General features: G+C 74.4%; 22 protein-coding genes. 11 read left to right on the forward strand and 11 right to left on the reverse strand.

The genetic code is table 11. From position 1 onward, the window contains the following. Positions 1–58 precede the first annotated feature (58 nt). The gene (locus D1J60_RS30085; RefSeq protein ID WP_125823230.1) at positions 59–565 is read left to right on the forward strand and encodes a hemerythrin domain-containing protein; all 507 of its coding nucleotides are present in this window, start codon (positions 59–61) and stop codon (positions 563–565) included. A 63-nt stretch (positions 566–628) separates the two neighbouring features. Here D1J60_RS30085 and D1J60_RS30090 read toward each other — a convergent pair whose 3' ends face one another. From D1J60_RS30090 to D1J60_RS30115, 6 genes are read right to left on the reverse strand one after another with little or no spacing between them, the layout of a single operon-like run. Further along, positions 629–1,651, reverse strand: a complete 1,023-nt coding sequence (locus tag D1J60_RS30090) for a glutathione S-transferase C-terminal domain-containing protein (protein ID WP_125823231.1) — start codon at positions 1,649–1,651, stop codon at positions 629–631. Continuing rightward, a complete protein-coding gene (locus tag D1J60_RS30095; RefSeq protein ID WP_206436596.1) occupies positions 1,648–2,235 on the reverse strand; it encodes a hypothetical protein in 588 nt (195 codons plus the stop codon). Before D1J60_RS30095 ends, D1J60_RS30090 begins: the two co-directional genes overlap by 4 nt. Next, positions 2,232–2,495: a CDGSH iron-sulfur domain-containing protein gene (locus D1J60_RS30100; protein WP_125601028.1), complete on the reverse strand. Its 264-nt coding sequence runs from the start codon at positions 2,493–2,495 to the stop codon at positions 2,232–2,234. Before D1J60_RS30100 ends, D1J60_RS30095 begins: the two co-directional genes overlap by 4 nt. Beyond that, positions 2,492–3,265: a metallophosphoesterase gene (locus tag D1J60_RS30105; protein WP_125823232.1), complete on the reverse strand. Its 774-nt coding sequence runs from the start codon at positions 3,263–3,265 to the stop codon at positions 2,492–2,494. The genes D1J60_RS30100 and D1J60_RS30105 overlap by 4 nt, the downstream gene beginning before the upstream one ends. Further along, positions 3,262–3,516 (reverse strand): hypothetical protein, encoded by a 255-nt coding sequence (locus D1J60_RS30110; protein ID WP_125601022.1) that lies wholly within the window; start codon positions 3,514–3,516, stop codon positions 3,262–3,264. The genes D1J60_RS30105 and D1J60_RS30110 overlap by 4 nt, the downstream gene beginning before the upstream one ends. Next, positions 3,513–4,220 (reverse strand): nucleotidyltransferase family protein, encoded by a 708-nt coding sequence (locus tag D1J60_RS30115; protein WP_345498428.1) that lies wholly within the window; start codon positions 4,218–4,220, stop codon positions 3,513–3,515. Before D1J60_RS30115 ends, D1J60_RS30110 begins: the two co-directional genes overlap by 4 nt. A gap of 836 nt (positions 4,221–5,056) precedes the next feature. On the opposite strand from D1J60_RS30115, the gene D1J60_RS38890 reads away from it, so the two are divergent. Genes D1J60_RS38890 through D1J60_RS30135 form a run of 4 tightly spaced genes read left to right on the forward strand, consistent with a single transcriptional unit; the run spans position 5,057 to position 7,172 of the window. After that, entirely contained in the window at positions 5,057–5,638 is a 582-nt protein-coding gene (locus tag D1J60_RS38890) for a cytochrome P450 (RefSeq protein WP_347147200.1), read from the forward strand. Next, positions 5,610–5,933: a plasmid stabilization protein gene (locus D1J60_RS30125; RefSeq protein WP_125823234.1), complete on the forward strand. Its 324-nt coding sequence runs from the start codon at positions 5,610–5,612 to the stop codon at positions 5,931–5,933. The genes D1J60_RS38890 and D1J60_RS30125 overlap by 29 nt, the downstream gene beginning before the upstream one ends. A 22-nt stretch (positions 5,934–5,955) precedes the next feature. Beyond that, positions 5,956–6,630 carry an HAD family hydrolase gene (locus tag D1J60_RS30130; protein WP_125823235.1) on the forward strand — a complete coding sequence of 225 codons (675 nt, stop codon included), beginning with the start codon at positions 5,956–5,958 and terminating at the stop codon, positions 6,628–6,630. A 5-nt stretch (positions 6,631–6,635) separates the two neighbouring features. Beyond that, on the forward strand, positions 6,636–7,172 hold the full coding sequence (locus D1J60_RS30135) for an isochorismatase family cysteine hydrolase (RefSeq protein WP_125824268.1): 537 nt from the start codon (positions 6,636–6,638) through the stop codon (positions 7,170–7,172). Between the two features lie 97 nt (positions 7,173–7,269). Here the strand turns inward: D1J60_RS30135 and D1J60_RS30140 are convergent, their stop codons facing one another. Next, positions 7,270–8,739, reverse strand: a complete 1,470-nt coding sequence (locus D1J60_RS30140) for an amino acid permease (protein WP_125823236.1) — start codon at positions 8,737–8,739, stop codon at positions 7,270–7,272. 555 nt (positions 8,740–9,294) lie between these two features. Here D1J60_RS30140 and D1J60_RS30145 point away from each other — a divergent pair. Both D1J60_RS30145 and D1J60_RS30150 read left to right on the forward strand, forming a co-directional pair. Beyond that, complete coding sequence (locus D1J60_RS30145; RefSeq protein WP_125823237.1) at positions 9,295–9,660, forward strand: STAS domain-containing protein; 366 nt, start codon at positions 9,295–9,297, stop codon at positions 9,658–9,660. Between the two features lie 15 nt (positions 9,661–9,675). Further along, positions 9,676–10,131 carry an ATP-binding protein gene (locus D1J60_RS30150; protein ID WP_206436597.1) on the forward strand — a complete coding sequence of 152 codons (456 nt, stop codon included), beginning with the start codon at positions 9,676–9,678 and terminating at the stop codon, positions 10,129–10,131. Here D1J60_RS30150 and D1J60_RS30155 read toward each other — a convergent pair. Next, positions 10,103–10,696, reverse strand: coding sequence for a hydrolase (locus D1J60_RS30155; protein ID WP_125823238.1), 594 nt, complete (start codon positions 10,694–10,696; stop codon positions 10,103–10,105). The two genes, D1J60_RS30150 and D1J60_RS30155, sit on opposite strands and share 29 nt — an antisense overlap. Positions 10,697–10,788: 92 nt before the next feature. Between D1J60_RS30155 and D1J60_RS30160 the strand changes: the two genes are divergently transcribed. Then, positions 10,789–11,346, forward strand: a complete 558-nt coding sequence (locus tag D1J60_RS30160) for a DUF6434 domain-containing protein (RefSeq protein ID WP_125823239.1) — start codon at positions 10,789–10,791, stop codon at positions 11,344–11,346. 125 nt (positions 11,347–11,471) lie between these two features. Continuing rightward, positions 11,472–12,545, forward strand: coding sequence for an enoyl-CoA hydratase/isomerase family protein (locus D1J60_RS30165; protein WP_125823240.1), 1,074 nt, complete (start codon positions 11,472–11,474; stop codon positions 12,543–12,545). Positions 12,546–12,609: 64 nt separating this feature from the next. Here D1J60_RS30165 and D1J60_RS30170 read toward each other — a convergent pair whose 3' ends face one another. Next, positions 12,610–13,356, reverse strand: a complete 747-nt coding sequence (locus D1J60_RS30170; protein WP_125597396.1) for a TetR/AcrR family transcriptional regulator — start codon at positions 13,354–13,356, stop codon at positions 12,610–12,612. Between the two features lie 282 nt (positions 13,357–13,638). Between D1J60_RS30170 and D1J60_RS30175 the strand changes: the two genes are divergently transcribed. Continuing rightward, a complete protein-coding gene (locus D1J60_RS30175; protein ID WP_125823241.1) occupies positions 13,639–14,385 on the forward strand; it encodes a class I SAM-dependent methyltransferase in 747 nt (248 codons plus the stop codon). 116 nt (positions 14,386–14,501) lie between these two features. Further along, positions 14,502–15,752, forward strand: a complete 1,251-nt coding sequence (locus D1J60_RS30180) for a cytochrome P450 (RefSeq protein WP_125823242.1) — start codon at positions 14,502–14,504, stop codon at positions 15,750–15,752. Positions 15,753–15,862: 110 nt separating this feature from the next. Here the strand turns inward: D1J60_RS30180 and D1J60_RS30185 are convergent, their stop codons facing one another. Then, positions 15,863–17,440 (reverse strand): molybdopterin-dependent oxidoreductase, encoded by a 1,578-nt coding sequence (locus tag D1J60_RS30185; protein ID WP_125823243.1) that lies wholly within the window; start codon positions 17,438–17,440, stop codon positions 15,863–15,865. A 40-nt stretch (positions 17,441–17,480) separates the two neighbouring features. Then, positions 17,481–17,660 carry a hypothetical protein gene (locus D1J60_RS30190; protein ID WP_125823244.1) on the reverse strand — a complete coding sequence of 60 codons (180 nt, stop codon included), beginning with the start codon at positions 17,658–17,660 and terminating at the stop codon, positions 17,481–17,483. Positions 17,661–17,722 lie beyond the last annotated feature (62 nt).

Here is a 17,722-nt window from a genome sequence, read left to right on the forward strand (position 1 = left end):
GGCCGCGAGCGAGCACCCGCCAGACGACCGACGGAGATCCGACCGAGGAGGAAGAGCCATGTCCGAGTCCGCGGACCGCAGGGAACAGGACGTCGTCGCGGTGATCCTGGAGGACCACCGGACCATGGAGGAGCTGTTCCGCAGGATGCGCAGCGTCGAGGACGACCGCGCGGGAGCGCTGCGGGAGTTCGCCGCGCTGCTCATCGCCCACGGCGAGGCGGAGGAGTCGGAGGTCTACGGCGCGCTCAAGCGCTACCGGAACGTCGACGACGAGGAGGTCGAGCACGGCGTGGAGGAGCACGAGGAGGGCAACAAGGCGCTGCTCGACCTGCTGGAGGTGGAGGAGGTCGGCTCCGAGGAGTGGGACTCCAGGCTGGAGGACCTGGTCGAGGCCGTCTCGCACCACGTGGACGAGGAGGAGCGCACCATCCTCAACGGCGCCCGCGAGAACGTCCCGGACGAGCGCAGGACCGAGCTGGCCGCCGCGTTCCTGAAGGAGCGCCAGAGGCAGCTGGAGTCGGACTGCGGCAGCATCGAGAACGTCCGGGCCGTCGTGAACGGGTGACCGCGGGCCGTTGACGGGTGACCGCGGGCCGGTGGGCCACGGCCCCCTGCGCCGGGCCCGCGCCTACGCCGGGCCCGCGCCCGGGAGGGGGTTGTGGCCCGCCGGCACCCGTTCCTCGCGGGGCGGTGGCCCCGGCGGGGTGCCGGCGCCGAAGGGCCGGCCGCCGAGGCCGGCCCGGTCGTGCGGGGCGAGCCAGGCCCGCGGTTCGGGCCCCGCCGGGACGATGCCCGTGGGATTGATGTCGGTGTGCACCAGGTGGTAGTGCCGTTTGATGTGGTCGAAGTCCACGGTGTCGCCGAAGCCGGGCGTCTGGAACAGGTCCCGCGCGTACCCCCACAGCACCGGCATCTCCGCGAGCTTGTTCCGGTTGCACTTGAAGTGGCCGTGGTACACGGCGTCGAAGCGGACGAGCGTGGTGAACAGCCGTACGTCGGCCTCGGTGAGGGTGTCGCCGACCAGGTAGCGCGAGCGCGCGAGCCGGTCGGAGAGCCAGTCGAGCCGGGCGAACAGCCGCTCGTACGCCTCCTCGTAGGTTTCCTGGGAGCCGGCGAACCCGGCCCGGTAGACGCCGTTGTTCACGTCCCGGTAGACCACCTCGTTCACCGCGTCGATGTCCGGCCGCAGCGCGGCCGGGTACAGCTCGGGCGCGCCCGGGCGGTGGTGGGGCGTCCACTCCAGCGACATGTCGATCGTGATCTGAGGGAAGTCGTTCGTGACCACCGCGCCGGTCGGGACGTCGACGATCGCGGGGACCGTGACGCCGCGGTCGTAACCGGGGTCCCGCGCCAGGTAGGCCTCCTTGAGGCGCTCGATGCCGAGCACCGGGTCCCGGCCGCCCGGATCGAGGTCGAAGGTCCAGCTGTCGTCGTCGTGGACCGGGCCGGCGACGGCCATCGGCAGGGCCCGCTCCAGGCCCAGCAGCCGCCGGACGACCACCGCACGGCTCGCCCACGGACAGGCCCGGCTGACGGCGAGGCGGTAGTGCCCCGGCAGCACGGGGAAGCCGTCGCGGCCGTCGGCGGTGATCCGCGTCGCGATGTAGCGGCTGTCGCGCTCGTACCCCTTGCCGGGGCTCACGTAGGTCACGCCGTGCGCCTGCCCGCGTGGTGCGCCGGCGAACGCGCGGTGTCGCGGCGGCGGGCTGCCGTGGTCCCCGCCACGTCGGGGGCGAACACCTGCGCGGAGCGTTCCCCGCGCAGGGTCTCCAGGATCCGGATCTGCCGCTCGGCCCGCCGCAGCAGCTCGTGCAGGCGGTCCCCGTCGACCCGGGCGCCGTGGTCCGCGAGCGCCAGCAGCGCCCGCCACATGCAGGCCTTGCCCTCCGCCCCCAGACGCATCGCCTCCAGCTCCAGGACGTCGCTGAGCGGCGAGCGCGTGAACAGGTGCCCGTTGAGCTTGAGCCGGCCGGCCTTCTCGGCGAGCCCGCCCAGCGCCGCGCGGACCCGTGACTCGGGGACGCCGAGGCCGGCCATGACGGCGCGCAGGCTCTCCCGGTCCTCGGCGACCTCCCGGGCCAGCGCCGCCAGCGGCGGCCCGAGGGCGGTGCCGCGGTGGGCCCGGGCGGCGCGGCGCAGCAGTTCGGTGCCGGCGCTCGCCCCGGCGAGGTGGTCGTTGAGGTAGATGCCCAGCAGCTCGGGCGCCGGACGGCCGGCGGTGGGGCGGCTGTTCATGACGGTTCCTCTCGGTCGGGCGGACCCGTGCACGGCGCCCCGCCTCCGTCCCCGGGCGCCGCCTCGCGGCGGCGGGGCCGGTGGCTGGTGTCGCACCACGGGTAGGTGCGGCTGCGGCGGCAGGTGCACACGGCGACGGTGAACCGGTCGGAGCGGACGACGGTGCCGTCGTCGAGGACGACCTCCACGGGGCCCTCGACGAGCACCGGCCCGGCCGGGTCCACCGCCACCCGGCGGGCGGCGGGGTCGGGAGCGTTCATGTGCGCGCCTCCTGGGGAGTGGCGGTAGACCGGTGCGCGGCGGCACCGTCGGGGGAGAGGTGGTACACCGAGAACGCCTGTCCGATGACGGGCATGGCCACGTTGCGGACCTGGACCCCGCCCGCCGTCATGCCGTGTTCGGTGCCGAGGTGGGCGTGGCCGTGGACGGCGAGGTCGGCGCCCTCCTCGTCCATCGCCTCCGCGAGGAGGTAGCTGCCGAGGAAGGGGTAGATCTCGCGGGGCTCGCCCGCCAGGGTGTCCGGCACGGGGGAGTAGTGGGTGAGTGCGATGCGCAGCGCGCTGCCGGCCTCGCGCAGCTCGCGCAGGGCGCGCCCGAGGGCCTTCGCGCTGGCGCGGGTGCAGCGGATGAAGGACTTCATCTCCGGTTCGCCGAACTCGCTGCCGGCGCGGCCGGCGAACCCGCCGCAGAAGCCCTTGGTCCCGGCGATCCCCACGGGGGTGCCGTCGAGGTCGAGGAGGACGCCGTCGCCCTCCAGCACGTACAGGCCCGCCGCGCGGAGCTCGTCCGCGACGGCCTCCTGCCGGTCGCTCTGATAGTCGTGGTTGCCGAGCACCGCGACCACGGGCACCGGCAGCCCGGCGGCCTCGGCGGCCACCACCCGCGCCTCCTCCGGGGTGCCGTGCCGGGTCAGGTCGCCGGCGAGGAGCAGCAGGTCGGCGCAGCCGCCCAGGGTGTCGAAGGCGGGCCGCAGCAGCCCGGCGCTGTCCGGGCCGAGGTGGATGTCCCCGACGGCGGCGACGCGGATCACGACAGCTCCTCGGCGTGGTCGGGGGGCCGGGCCCGGCTCAGGGTGATGTCCTCGTACCAGTCGTGGCCCGCCAGCTCCTCGTCGGCGATCCGCAGGACGGCCGCCTTGCGCTCCTCGTCGCCCACGCAGCCGCGGAGCACGGCGCGGGCGCCGTGCAGCTCGACCCGGACGCCCAGCTCGGCCAGTTCCTCGCGGGCCAGGCGCTCGCGCAGGTGCTCGATGCGGTACTCGATGATGCCGCTGGAGGTCATGTCCGTTCTCCCGTCGCTCCTTCTCCGGTCACTCCTTCTCCGGTCACGCCCGCTCCCGCCACGTCCGTGCGTTCGATGACGCGGAGCCGTTCGAGCAGGTGGAAGAACGCGTCGGGCAGCGGTTGCGCCCGGTGGTCGCGCTCCAGCCGGGCCCAGTCGATCTGCTCGCGGAGCATGCGGGCCATGGGCAGCAGGTCGCCGAAGTCGCAGTAGTGCTCGCACAGCGCGGCGAGCCGGCTGTCCATCAGGTCGGTGGGCGAGAGGACCGGCATCCACACCGAGTCCACCGCCTTGACGCTCGCCCGTTCCAGCAGCTCCGTGCCGACCGGACGCCGGGCCAGCTCGAAGATCAGGTCGATCTCCTCCCCGCCCGAGCGGCCCTTGACCAGCCAGTCCTCCGGGGCCCGGCGCATGGCGATGCCACCGTCCTCCAGGGCCTTGACCGCCTGGTCGGCGTCCTCGGGGCGCACGCAGAAGTCCGTGTCGTGCTGGAAGCGGGCCGGCAGGCCGTGGGCGAAGGCGGCCACGCTGCCGGCGAGGGCGAAGGGCGGCCCCGAACGTTTCAGGAGGGCGGCCACCCGCTTGGTCGTCTCCAGGATCGCCTGGGTGTGGTCCTTGGGCAGCGCTCCCTCGGCCGGCGCGGGAGCCGTCAGGCCCTCCGGCGGGGCGACGCCCTCGAGGGCGGAGGAGGTACGTGCGGCCACGGGGCGCCTCCCTGGTTCCACCCGCACGGTTTCACGGTCGGGCATGGCCCCCGCCTAACCCGTCCGGCCGTGTCGAAACCCCCGGGGCGCGAGGAGTGCCGCGGGACGCGCCGGGTAGGCGGGCGGCATGTCCCCACTGATCGACAGCACGGTCCCCCTGCTGACCCAGGGCTACGCCTGGGCCCCCGACCTGCGGCGCCGCCACGGCGACCCGCCCGCCGTCCGGACCCGGCTGATGGGCCGGCCCGCGCTCCTGCTGCACGGCCCGGCCGCCGTGGACTTCTTCTACGACGAGCGGCACGTGCTCCGGGACGGCGCGCTCCCCGGGCCCGTGCTCGACACCCTCTTCGGACGGGGCGCCGTCCACACCCTGGACGGCGAGCGGCACCGGGTCCGCAAGGCCCTGTTCGTGTCCCTGCTGATGCGGGACGGCTCCGTGGACCGGCTCACCACACTCGTACGCCGGCACTGGGCGGCCGCCGTCGACGGATGGGAGGGCCGGGGCGCCGTCCTGTTCGACGAGGCGGCGACGGTGCTCGCCCGGGCCGTCTGCGACTGGACCGGCCTCGCGGTACCCGAGGACGCCGCCCGCGAGATCGCCGAGGACTGCGTGGCCATGGTCGACGGCTTCGCGACCCCCGGACCGCGCCACTGGCGGGCCCGCCGGGCCCGGGCCCGCCAGGAGGAATCCCTCGCCCGCACCGTCGAGGAGCTCCGCGGCGGAGTGACCCGCCTCCACCAGGCCCTCCCCCCCGGGCGGCGGGAACACCGCGCTGGAGGCGGTCGCCCGGCACCGCGACGCCGACGGCCGGCTCCTCGACCCGCGCACGGCGGCCGTGGAACTGCTCAACGTCATCCGCCCCTGCGTCGCCGTCGCCTGGTTCGTGGCCTTCGCCGCGCACGCCCTGCACCGCAGGCCCCGGCTCGCCGACGCGCTGCGCGCGGACGACGGGGCGTACGCCAGGGCCTTCGCCCACGAGGTGCGGCGCTTCTACCCCTTCGTGCCCTTCGTCGGCGGTCTCGCCGCCCGCGACCTGCGCTTCGGCGGGCAGGCCGTCCCCGAGGGCACCCTGGTCCTCCTCGACGTGTACGGCCACCACCACGACCCCGCCCTGTGGCCCGACCCCTACCGTTTCGACCCGCTGCGCTTCCTCGGCCGCGAGCCCGGCCCCGGCGCACTCATCCCCCAGGGCGGCGGCGACGCCCGCACCGGCCACCGCTGCCCCGGCGAGGACATCACCGTCGGCCTGCTCGCGGAGTTCGCCTCCGCCCTGGCCGGCCTGGACACCGAGGTCCCCGAGCAGGACCTGCGGATCCCGCTCCACCGCATCCCGACACGGCCGCGCAGCGGGTTCACCGTGTCGGTCCCGTCCCGGCAGAGGAGTCACCATGCCCCGAGGTTCCAGTCCCAAGCGTGAGAGGCAGTACGAGCACATCAAGGAGAGCGCCGAGGAACGCGGCGAGAGCCCCGAGCGGGCCGAGGAGATCGCGGCGCGCACCGTCAACAAGGAACGCGCCCGCGCGGGCGAGTCCAAGACCGCCAGCAAGAGCTCCCTCGACGACATCTCCTCCTCCCGGCGCGGCGGGCTGCACTCCCACAGCGGGTCGCGGGGCCCCACGTACGACCAGCTCTACGCGGAGGCCAAACGCCGCAACCTGCACGGCCGTTCCTCCATGGACAAGGCCGAACTCGAACGCGAACTGGGCTACTGAACCCCGCCCCAGGGAGGCACGCATGAACCGGGCCGCGCTGTTCGACGTCGACGGCACCCTCGTCGACACCAACCACCTGCACGTCACGTGCTGGTGGGAGGCACTGCGGCAGGCGGGCCACGAGGTGGCGATGCACGACGTCCACCGCGCGGTCGGCCTCCCCGGCGAGGACCTGCTCGCGCACCTCCTCGGCGAGGACCGCGACACCGCCGAGGACGAGCGGCTGTCCGCCGCGCACGAGACCCTCTACGCCACCTGGTTCGACCGGCTGCCCCCGTTCGGCTCGGCCTCCCGGCTGCTGCGCGAACTGGACCGGCGGGGCTGGCGGGTGGTGCTCGTGACCTCCGCCAAGGAGGCCGAGCTGGACGCCCTGCGGCGGGCCGTCGACGCCGACGACGCCATCACCGCCACGGCCAGTTCCGACGACGTCGACGAGGGCAAACCCGCACCCGACCCGGTACACCACGCCCTCGGCCTCGCGGGCGCGCGGGCGCGCGGCTCCGTCCTCGTCGGCGACACCGTGTGGGACATGCGGGCCGGCACCCGGGCCGGCGTCTCCTGCGTCGGCCTGCTGTGCGGCGGCATCCCGCGCGCCGACCTGGAGGAGGCCGGCGCCCGCGCGGTGTACCGGGACCCGGCCGACCTGCTCGCCCACCTCGACCGGAGTCCCTTCGCGGCGGCGGAGCGGGCGGGGTGAGCGCCGTGCCGGAGACCGCGCTGATCGTCATCGACATGATCAACACCTACGAGCACGAGGACGCCGAACTGCTGCTGCCCTCGGTGAGCGAGGTCCTGACCGGGATCGGGACCCTGCTCGGCGCCGCCCGCGAGCGGAAGGTCCCGGTCGTCTACGTCAACGACAACTTCGGATTGTGGCGCTCCCACCACGGCGAGATCCTGGAAGCGGCCCTCGCCGGCCCGCACGCCGACCTCGTCGAGCCCGTCCGGCCCGACGAGGAGTCCCTCTTCGTCGTCAAGGCGCGCCACTCCGTCTTCTACGAGACCCCGCTGGCCTACCTCCTGGGCCGGCTCGGCGTCGGCCGGCTGGTGCTGTGCGGCCAGGTGACCGAGCAGTGCGTCCTCTACTCCGCCCTCGACGCGCACGTCCGCCACCTGGACGTGACCGTCGCCCGCGACGCCGTGGCCCACATCCACCGGGACCTGGCGGACGCGGCCCTGCGCATGATGGAGGTGAACATGGCCGCGGAGGTCCGCGACGCCGCGGACGTCCGCCTGTGACCGCGACTCGCGGCGGAGCCGGGGCGGGCACGCCGAAAGGGGCGCACCGGCCGGGGGAGGGGCCGGCACGCCCCCTTCGGGGGAGTGCGGTCAGCGGTCAGGACCGGGCCGCGGGCTCCAGCGCCTCGTCGGCGTCGCCCGCCGCACGCGCCGCGACCTGCGGGTTGCGCGACTTCAGCACGGCCCAGCCGATGGCCAGGCAGACGGCCCAGCCGGCGCCCACGTACAGGGAGACGCGGCTGTCCGGGTCGATGGCGATCATCACGGTCACCAGCAGCAGGAAGGCCACGGCGATCCAGCTGCAGATGGTGCCGCCCGGCGCCGGGAAGGAGGAGGCGGGCAGCTTGCCCGCGTCCACCGCGCGGCGGTAGCGGATGTGGCTGACCAGGATCATCAGCCAGGTCCAGATGCCGGCCGCCGTCGCCACCGAGGTGACGTAGCCGAAGGCCTTCTCCGGGACGACGTAGTTCAGGACCACGCCGATGCCCATGAGGGCGGTGGAGAGGGTGATGGCCACGGCCGGGGTCTTGGTGGAGCTGAGCTTGCCCAGCAGCTTGGGCGCCTCGGAGTTCGCGGCCAGGTCGCGCAGCATGCGGCCGGTGGAGTACATGCCGGAGTTGCAGGACGACAGGGCCGCGGTGAGCACCACGAAGTTGACGATCGCCGCGCCGGCCGGGATGCCGATCTTCGCGAAGGCCGCCACGAACGGGCTGACGCCGGGCTGGAACTCGGTCCACTTGACGACCATCAGGATCACGCTGAGCGCACCGACGTAGAAGACGATGATGCGCCAGGGCAGGGTGTTGATGGCCTTGGGGAGGGTCTTCTCCGGGTTCTCGGACTCGCCGGCGGTGACGCCGACGAGCTCGACGGCCAGGTAGGCGAACATGACGCCCTGCAGGGTCATCAGGCTGGAGCCGACGCCCTTGGGGAAGATGCCGTCGAAGGCCCAGAGGTTGGACACGGCGGCGGTGTCACCGGCCTGGCTGAAGCCGAAGGTGACCACGCCGATGCCGATCACGATCATGCCGATCAGGGCCGTGACCTTGACCATCGAGAACCAGAACTCGATCTCGCCGAAGATCTTCACCGAGATGAGGTTGGCGACGTACAGGACCACCAGGAAGACCAGGGCGGTCACCCACTGGGGGACGTCCGGGAACCAGAAGTGCACGTAGATGGCCGCGGCGGTCAGCTCGGCCATGCCGGTGACGACCCACATGAGCCAGTACGTCCAGCCCGTCACGAACCCGAAGAACGGGCTCAGGAACTCGCGGGCGTACTCCGCGAAGGAACCCGAGACGGGGCGGTACAGGAGCAGCTCGCCGAGCGCTCGCATGATGAAGAAGACGATGACGCCGGCGAGGGCGTACATGAGGATGAGGCTGGGCCCGGCCTTGGCGATGTTCGCCCCGGCTCCCAGGAAGAGGCCGACGCCGATGGCGCCGCCGATGGCGATCATCTGGACCTGGCGGCTGCCGAGGCCGCGCTCGTAGCCCTCCTCGGGCGTGGTGCCCGTGGTGGCGTTGTCGTCGCCGTGGTGCTGTTCGACCTGCGTCGAGGTCATGCTCTGGTGCGCCTTTCCGCTCCATGCCGATCCGCCGCCGTGCTCGGCCGCGGATCGGGTTCCGATCCCCCGGATGCTGATGGAGTTGCATGCCGGCGGTCGGCCGACTTCAGCGCCCCTGTCCGGACGTGGGTGGTCCGGCAGGCGGTCGAGAAGATGTACCACGGTGTCCGGCGCGGGGCCGTGGCGAACATCACCGGCAAATCGGCCATTCGCCCGTGACCAGGCCCAAAGACCCTTGCGCAGTGATGTCATCGTTATCCGGATCTGAGCCTCCGCTGAGCGAACGCACAATGACATCGAGGCAACGCGTGCCACCGCCGTCCCGCACGGGCGCCGCGACGGTCACGCAGCGTGAACGCCGAACGGTGGCGCCACCCGATGCCCGTCGGTCGATGCCCTTCGGTGCCACCGCCGGGGCCTTCGTCCATGGGACCGGGCCGCCCGGGGGAAAACCCGCCGGGTTCCCCGGGAGTCCCGAGGAGTGCGGCGGCGCCGCATATAGCGTCGGGCTGGGGGAAGGCGTAGGGGGCAGCTGACGGAAGGTGATGCCGGATGGTCTCCGGAGCGGACGACAAGCGGTTCACCGTCGCGGTGCGGACGGTGGACGGGGTTGTACTGCTCACCCTCGGCGGTGAGCTGGACCATGACACGGCGGGACCCCTCAAAGAGGCCCTGGACGCGGCCGCCCGGCGGGGCGGCCGGCTGCTGGTCGACATGGCGGGACTGCGCTTCTGCGACTCGACGGGTCTCAACGCCCTGCTCCACGGCCGCCTGGCCGTCCAGGAGGCCGGCGGCAGCCTGGAGCTGGCCGGGCTGGCGGGGCCGGTCGCCAGGATGTTCCGCATCACCGGCGCTGACGGGGTCTTCCCGGTCCACGCCGACGTCGCTCAGGCGCTGGGTGCCAACCAGGGGCGATGAGAGGGGGCGAGAGCTGTGGAGCAGCGTGGCCCGGCCGAGCGCAACTGGCTCCTGGTTCTCGAGGGGATGGCCGACCCCGTCCTGCGCAGCCGTGACTTCACCCGGCGGGCGCTGACCGCCTGGCATTGGCTGCCGGTGCGGACTCCGGCGGCGCGGGAGGCGGTGGAGGACGTCCTGCTGCTGGTTTCCGAGGTGGTGGCCAACGCCTGCCTGCACGGCGGCGGGCCCGGGGTCCTGGTCCTGGACTGTGCGGACGACCGGCTGCGGATCGAGGTCACCGACTCCAACCCGGCGCCGCCCGTGCCGTCGGGGGACGGGAGGGACCCCAGCCGGCCGGGTGGGCACGGGCTGATGATCGTGGACCGGCTGGCCCGGGCCTGGGGCACGCGGCCCGGGGCCGCCGGCAAGTGCGTCTGGGTGGAAGTGGCGTGCCCGGGCACCCTCAGTGGAGCGTGTCCAGAACCGCGATGATCTCGCGGGTGGTGCTGACCCGGCCGATCCGGGGGAAGATCTTGCCGAAGGTGTGGGCGTGCGAGTCGGCGTCCACGTCGGCGGTCGCGTCCTCGGCGAAGACCAGGCCGTAGCTGTGCTCCCAGGCGGCCCGGGCGGTGGACTCCACGCCGATGCTCGTCGAGATGCCCGCAAGGACGATCCGGTGGATCCCGCGCCGGCGCAGCTGGAGGTCCAGCTCGGTGCCGGTGAAGGCGCCCCAGTGGCGTTTGGTGACGGTCACGTCCCCCAGCGCGGCCAGTTCGGCCGGGATCTCGGAGAAGGCGGCCGGCGGGGCGGTGGCGGGGCCGGGGCGGTCGACGTCGGTGGTCGGCAGGTCGCCGCCGTCGGGCGACCAGGCGACGTTCACCAGGACGACCGGCAGTCCGTGCGCCCGGAAGGCCTCGGCGAGCGCGATGCCGTTGCGCAGGATCTCCTCGCCGGGGCGGGCGGTGGGCAGGGCGAGGATGCCCCGCTGGAGGTCGACGAGCACGAGCGCGGTGCCGGTGTCGAGGACCGGAGCGGAGGCGGGGGAGGGGGAGGTCATGGGGACGACCGTAGGAAAGGGCGGGCGCGGTTGCACGCGTGTCCTGCGGCGGGGCGGCCGTGTCGCCGTCGTCGCCCCCCTAGGATGGGAACATGAGTGCGAATCACGTGGGGGAGAGCCGGCCCGAGCCCACCCCGGAGCTGTCCGGGGCCGAGCTGCTGCGCTGGTACTGGACGCTGGAGGAGCTGACCGGGCTCGCCCGGCGGACGGGCGTCTCCACGGGCGGCGGCAAGGCCGCGCTCACGGAACGGCTCGCCGCCGCGCTGGACGGCCGCGCCCTCCCGGCCCCCGCCCCGGCCGCCCGGCGGGGCGGGCGCCAGCTGAAGGCGCCCGTCGGCCCGGCCAGCGTGATCCCCGAAGGCCAGCGGTGCAGCCAGGTGCTCCGGGAGTTCTTCCTCCGCGAGATCGGACCGGGTTTCCACTTCGACGCCTTCATGCGGGAGTACGTATCCCAGGGCGCGGGCCGCACCCTCGCCGAGGCCGTCGCCCACTGGCACGCCACGCGGCAGCGCGCGGCCGAACCCCAGGAGGTCGGCGCCCAGTTCGAGTTCAACCGGTTCCTGCGCGACTGGCACGCCCGCCACCCGGACGGCGCCCGTGACCAGGCGCTCGCCGCCTGGCGCGAACACCGGGCCCGCCCCCGCGACTGAGCCGCGGCCGGGTGCTGTGCCCCCTCGTTCCCCAAACCTCTGGTACAGACCTGGTTCACCCCGAATCCGGTCAGACTTGACAAGTCCACCAGAAACGATCTTCATGGGGCGGGGGAGGAGACATACTGACGGACGTGACCGACGACACCGTTCTGATCGAGACCGACGGCTGTACGGGGCTGATCACCCTCAATCGCCCCCACGCCCTCAACGCCCTCACCCACACCATGGTGCTGCGGATCGGGGAAGCCCTTGCGGCCTGGGAGGGTGATCCCGCCGTGAGCCAGGTACTCCTGCGCGGCGCCGGGGAGCGCGGCCTGTGCGCGGGCGGGGACATCCGGGCCATCCACGCCGACGCGAAGGCGGGCACCACCGGCTCCCTCGATTTCTGGCGGGACGAGTACCGGCTCAACGCCCGCATCGCCCGCTACCCCAAGCCGTACGTGGCCCTCATGGACGGGATCGTGATGGGCGGCGGCGTCGGGCTCTCGGCCCACGGCGGCGTCCGCGTCGTCACCGAGCGGTCCCGGGTGGCCATGCCCGAGACCGGGATCGGCTTCGTCCCCGACGTCGGCGGCACCTACCTGCTCTCCCGCGCCCCGGGCGAGCTCGGCACCCACCTGGCCCTCACCGGCACGGCCGTCGGCGCGGGCGACGCCCTGCTGTGCGGACTCGCCGACCACTACCTGCCCTCCGGCTGGCTGGAGGAGTTCACCTGGGAGCTCACCAGGGCACCCGTGGCCGAGGTGCTGCCCAAGTTCGGCGACGCCACCACCCCCGAGGCCCCGCTCGCCGCCGACCGGGAGTGGATCGATCACTGCTACGCCGCCGACACCGTGGAGGAGATCCACCAGCGGCTGCTGGAGTCGGGCCTGGCGGCCGCGCGGGAGGCCTCCCGGCTCCTGCACGCCAAGTCGCCGACCTCCCTCAAGGTCACCCTCGCCGCGCTGCGCCGCGCCCGCGAACTGGACTCGCTGGAGCGGGTGCTGGAGCAGGAGTACCGGGTCTCCGCCGCCGCGCTGTCGACGCCCGACCTGGTCGAGGGCATCCGGGCCCAGGTGATCGACAAGGACCGCCGTCCGCGCTGGTCCCCGGCCGCCCTCTTCCAGGTCCGCCAGGCCTCGGTGGACCGGCACTTCGCCCCGCTCGGCGAGGACCGCGAGCTGACCTTCCCGCAGCCCGGGGCCGGCCGCGGCTGACCCGGGTCGCCGGGCGTCCCGGACCGGACCGCTCCCCGCGTCCCGGACCGGCCGGCCTCCCGCGTCAGTCCCGGGCGAGCCGGACCGCGAGGCCGTCGAGGACCCGCTGGAGCCCGTAGTCGAAGTTCTCGTCCCGCAGTCGCGCCGGGTCCTGGTTGTGCCGGGAGTACGCGTGGTCCTTCACCACGGGGTGGTCCTCCAGGGCGGCCTCGGCGGCGGGCAGCAGCGACTCCAGCCACTCCGTCTCGGTCTTCCCGCTGCGGGCGAGGAGCGAGAGGTAGGAGGCCTCGCTGGTGGTGGCGCCGATGACGTAGGAGATGACGGCCTTCACCGCGAGGTCCGCCTCGCCCGCCGGGAAGCCCGCCGACACGGACAGGCCCAGCAGCCGTTCCGACATCCGGATCAGGTTCGGCCCCAGGTGCGCCAGCCCGACCTGCCCGAGGACCGAGGCCACCCAGGGGTGGCGCAGCACCATCGCCCGCAGGCTGTGGCCGCACTGCGCGAGGGCCTCGCGCCACTTCTCCCCCGCGCCGTCGGCCGCGGGCAGCTCCAGCTCGCCGTAGACCTCGTCCACCACCAGCTCGATCAGCTCGTCCTTGTTGGCCACGTGCCGGTAGAGCGAGGTCGCGGCGGTGCCCATCTCCGCGCCGAGCTTGCGCATGCTGAGCGCCTCGATGCCCTCGGCGTCCAGGAGTCGCACCGCGGCCGCGACGATCTGCTCCTGGCTGAGCGCGGGCTGTTCCTTCCGTCGCCGCGGCCTGGTCCACACGGAGGGCACCGGCGCGAGGGTCTGCTGCTCTGAAGAGGACATGTTCTCAGCCTAACCCGATGCGAACAGTGTACGCATCATGCGTACACCCCGGCGCGTCTCCCCCGGAATCCGTTCACAAAGCAGCCCCGGCCCCCGCCGCAGAGGCCCCTGGGCGGCCCTCGGAGGGCCCCGTGGCGGCCGCGCGCCCCGGTCGGGACGGGCGGGGAGGCTCCGCCCGCCGCAGACCGCCACGCACCCGCCCGCACCCCTCCCGCACCGCTTCCGACCTGGGATGACGTACCCCTGCCGGGCTATGATCTCCCCCTGACCGAAAGGGAGTTGATGGACCGCGCCATACGCTCGACGGAAGACGTACTGGACCTCCTCGACGGGCTGTTCACCCGGGACGCCGACCGCTGGACCGACGACGGCGCCTCCTGGTGGGACGGCTTCTACGCCGACCGCTCCAAGCCCGTGCCCTTCTTCGTGGCGAAGCCCGACGAGAACCTCGTCTCGTACGCGGAAAGGGGCCTGATCCGCCCCGGCCGCGCCCTCGACCTCGGCTGCGGACCCGGACGCAACGCCCTCCACCTCGCCTCCCTCGGCTTCGAGGTCGACGCCGTCGACCTGTCGCCGACGGCCGTCGCCTGGGCCGAGGAGCGCGCCCGCGCCACCGGCGCCACCGGCGTCCGCTTCCACCGCGGCGACGCCTTCCGGCTGACCACCGCCGAACTGGGCGGCCCCTACGACCTGGTGTACGACTCCGGTTGCTTCCACCACCTGCCGCCCCACCGGCGCGTCAGCTACCTGGCCCTGCTGGACCGCGTCCTCGCCCCGGGCGGCCACTTCGCCCTCACCTGCTTCGCCTCCGGCGCCATGGGCAGCGAACTCCCCGACGCCGAGCTCTACCGGCAGGGCAGCCTCGGCGGCGGCCTCGCCTACACCCCCGAGTCGCTGCGCCTGATCTTCTCGGGCCTGGAGGAGGCCGAACTGCGCCGGATGCGCGACGAGGACGCCGCGTCACCGCTCTTCGGCGAACCCTTCCTCTGGACGGCCCTGTTCCGGCGTCCGCAGCCGACCCGGCGCTAGCGCCCCCGGCGGGGTCCGGGGACCGGGAAACGAGGCGGGCGGGCTTGTCGAACACGCCCTTCAGGCCGCACTGTTGGCCGGGATCCGCCCATCCGGCCAGCCTCAGGAGAGCCCGCTTGACACCCGACCGCGCCCCCGCGCACCCCCAGGCCCACGTCATCGACCCCGCCGGCGGCTGCCCCCACGCCCTCAACGCCCGGCTGCGCGCCCGCGGCCCGGTGGCCGAGGTGGTCCTCCCGGGAGGCATACCCGGCGCGGTCGTCCTCGGGCACGAGGAGCTGAAGGAGTTCCTGTCCCACCCCGATGTGGCCAAGGACGCCCGCCACTTCCCCGGCCTGCACGACGGCACCGTGCCCGCCGACTGGCCGCTGCGGGTCTTCGCCAACGCCCAGGGCATGCACACCGCCGACGACGCCGACCACCGCCGCCTGCGCTCCCTCGTCGGCAACGCCTTCACCGCCCGCCAGGTGGAACGGCTGCGCCCGCGCGTGCGGGACCTGGCCGACGAACTCCTCGACGGCCTCGCCCGCGCCGCCGGGGACTCCGCCGACGGGACCGCCGACCTGCGCACGCACTTCGCGCTGCCGCTGCCGATGAGCGTCATCTGCGAACTGCTCGGCGTGGACCCCGAGCACCGCGGCAGGCTGCACCACCTCTCCAACACCGTCATCATCTCCACCGACGTCCCGCCCGCCGAGGTCATGGCCGCCGTACGGGAACTCGTCGAGCTGATCGCCACCATCGCCGCCGCCCGCCGCGCCGCCCCCGGCGAGGACCTCACCAGCGCCCTGATCGCCGCCCGCGACGACGACGGCGACCGGCTCAGCGAGGCCGAACTCATCGGCACCATGAGGCTGATGCTCGTCGCCGGCCACGAGACCACCCTCAACCTGATCAGCAACGCCGTCCGCGCCCTGTGCACCCACCGCGACCAGCTCGCCCTGGTCCTCGAGGGCAAGGCGAGCTGGTCGGACGTGGTCGACGAGACCCTGCGCTGGGACGGGCCCGTCAGCTGGTTCCCCTTCCGCTACCCCACCCGCGACCTGCCCCTCGGCGGCACCGTCATCCCGAAGGGCACCCCCGTGCTGGCCGGCTACACGGCGGCCGGCCGCGACGGCGCCGTCCACGGGCCCGACGCGGACCGGTTCGACGTCACCAGGCCCGGCGCCGGCCGCAACCTCTCCTTCGGGCACGGCGCGCACTACTGCGTCGGAGCCCCGCTCGCCCGGCTGGAGGCCACCATCGCACTGGAACGGCTCTTCACCCGTTTCCCCGGCCTCGACCTCGCCGTCCCCGAGGCGGAACTCCCCCACCAGCGCAGCTTCATCGGCAACAGCGTCGAGACCCTCCCGGTCCGCCTGGCCTGATCCCAAGGACACGGCCCAGGCCCAGGAGACGGCCTAACGGGCGGCCGGCGCGGACAGCTCCGTGCTCAGCCGGCCCAGCGCGTCCCCCCACCCCGCCCGGTCCCGCCGCGCTACGCGCGCACGTCCACCGTGACGGAGTGCCAACCGGTCGCCCCGTCGGGCAGGGTCCCGGTACGCCGCTCCGGCTGGACCCCGCCCCGGCCGTCGGTGGCCCGGACCTCCAGGGTGTGGCGCCCGGGCGGCGCCTCCCACCGCCACACCCACTGCCGCCAGGTGTCCACCCCGTCGGCCGCCCCGAGCCGGGCGTCCCGCCAGGGCCCGCCGTCGGCCCGCACCTCGACCCGGGAGATCCCCCGGTGCTGCGCCCACGCCACCCCCGCCACCGCGACCGGGCCGGCCGGGTGCCGCGAGAGGGGGCGCGGGGTGTCGATCCGCGACTGGGTCTTGACCGGCGCCTCCCGCGCCCACGAGCGGCGCACCCAGTACGCGTCGTACGCGTCGAACCTGGTCAGCCGCAGCTCGCGCAGCCACTTGCACGCGGAGACGTACCCGTAGAGGCCCGGGACGACCATCCGGACGGGGAATCCGTGCGCGAACGGCAGCGGCGCCCCGTTCATCCCGACGGCCAGCAGCGCCTCCCGGCCGTCCATCACCGCCTCGACGGGGGTGCCGGTCGTCATCCCGTCCACCGACCGGGCCACCAGCTGGTCGGCCGGCCCGCCCCGCGACGGCGGCCGCACCCCGGCCTCGCGCAGCAGGTCGGCGAGGCGTACGCCGAGCCAGCGGGCGTTGCCGACGTAGGGGCCGCCGACCTCGTTGGAGACGCAGCACAGGGTGATGTCGTGCTCGACGAGCGGCCGGGCGAGCAGCTCCGGCAGGGACAGCGTCAGGGGTCTGGCGACGCCCTCCCCGCGGATGTCCAGCCGCCACGCGTCCGCATCGACCCGGGGCACCACCAGGGCGGTGTCCACGCGGTAGAAGTCCCCGGCGGGGGTGAGGAACGGCCCCAGGCCCGGCAGGCGCAGGTCCGCCCCGGCGGGTACCGGCGGCGCGGGGACGGCGGGCGGCGGCAGGACCAGGCCGGCCCGGGAGGCGGTGGCCCCGGCCGCGCCGTGGGCGCCGAGGCGCCGGCCGGCGTACCCGGCCGCGGCGGAGGCGGCCACGGTGGCCGCCAGCAGCCGGCCGAAGGCCCGCCGGTCCAGCGGCCAGGTGCCGCCGGAACGGCCGGCCGCGGTACGGGGCCGGCGCAGGGCCGCGGCCAGCACGTACAGCACCCCGGCGGCCACCGCGCCGCCCGCGAGCGACGGCAGCGCGTCCCGCCAGCCCGCCCCCGGCCGGCCCAGGGCCGCCACCGCCCCGAGGAGCCCCACCGAGGCGGCGAGCGCGCAGCCCGCGCGGGGACGGTGCGGTGCGAGGATCCCGGCCAGGGCGGCGAGCACCGCCAGCAGCAGTACCGTCCCCAGCGTCAGGACGGGCTTGTCGGCGGTGCCGAAGGCCCGGACGGCCCACTCCTTGACGGCCGCCGGAGTACGGTCCACCACGGCCCCGCCGACCGCCGTGAGCGGGGCCGCCTCGGGGCGTACGAACGCCGCCGCGAGCTCCGCGACGGCCAGGCCGGCGAACGCCGCGGCCAGGCCGGCGGCGGCGCCCGCCAGGCGCGTTCCTCGGTCCCCCCGTACTCGGGTCATCCGGAGCCACCTCCGCCCTGTCACGGTAGCCCCGCGGCCCTCACGGGCGCGCCGCTCCCGGCGGCTGCGCCCGCGCCGCCTCGCAGCCGCAGCCCCCGCCGCCGGCACGCCCCTCGGGGCCGGGACCGGCCGGGCGCCGTTTGCGCAGCTCCACGACGCCGTCGGTGATGCCGGCGGGGGGCGCGGGGGGCTGGGTGCGCTCGTGCGCGGTCTCGGACATGTGGGTGCACTCCTGTCGCCTCGTGGCCCGCGTCGGGAAGGGGCGGCCGCCGAATCGTTCCG

This window comes from Streptomyces sp. W1SF4, assembly GCF_003950035.1.
Classification (GTDB): domain Bacteria; phylum Actinomycetota; class Actinomycetes; order Streptomycetales; family Streptomycetaceae; genus Streptomyces; species Streptomyces racemochromogenes.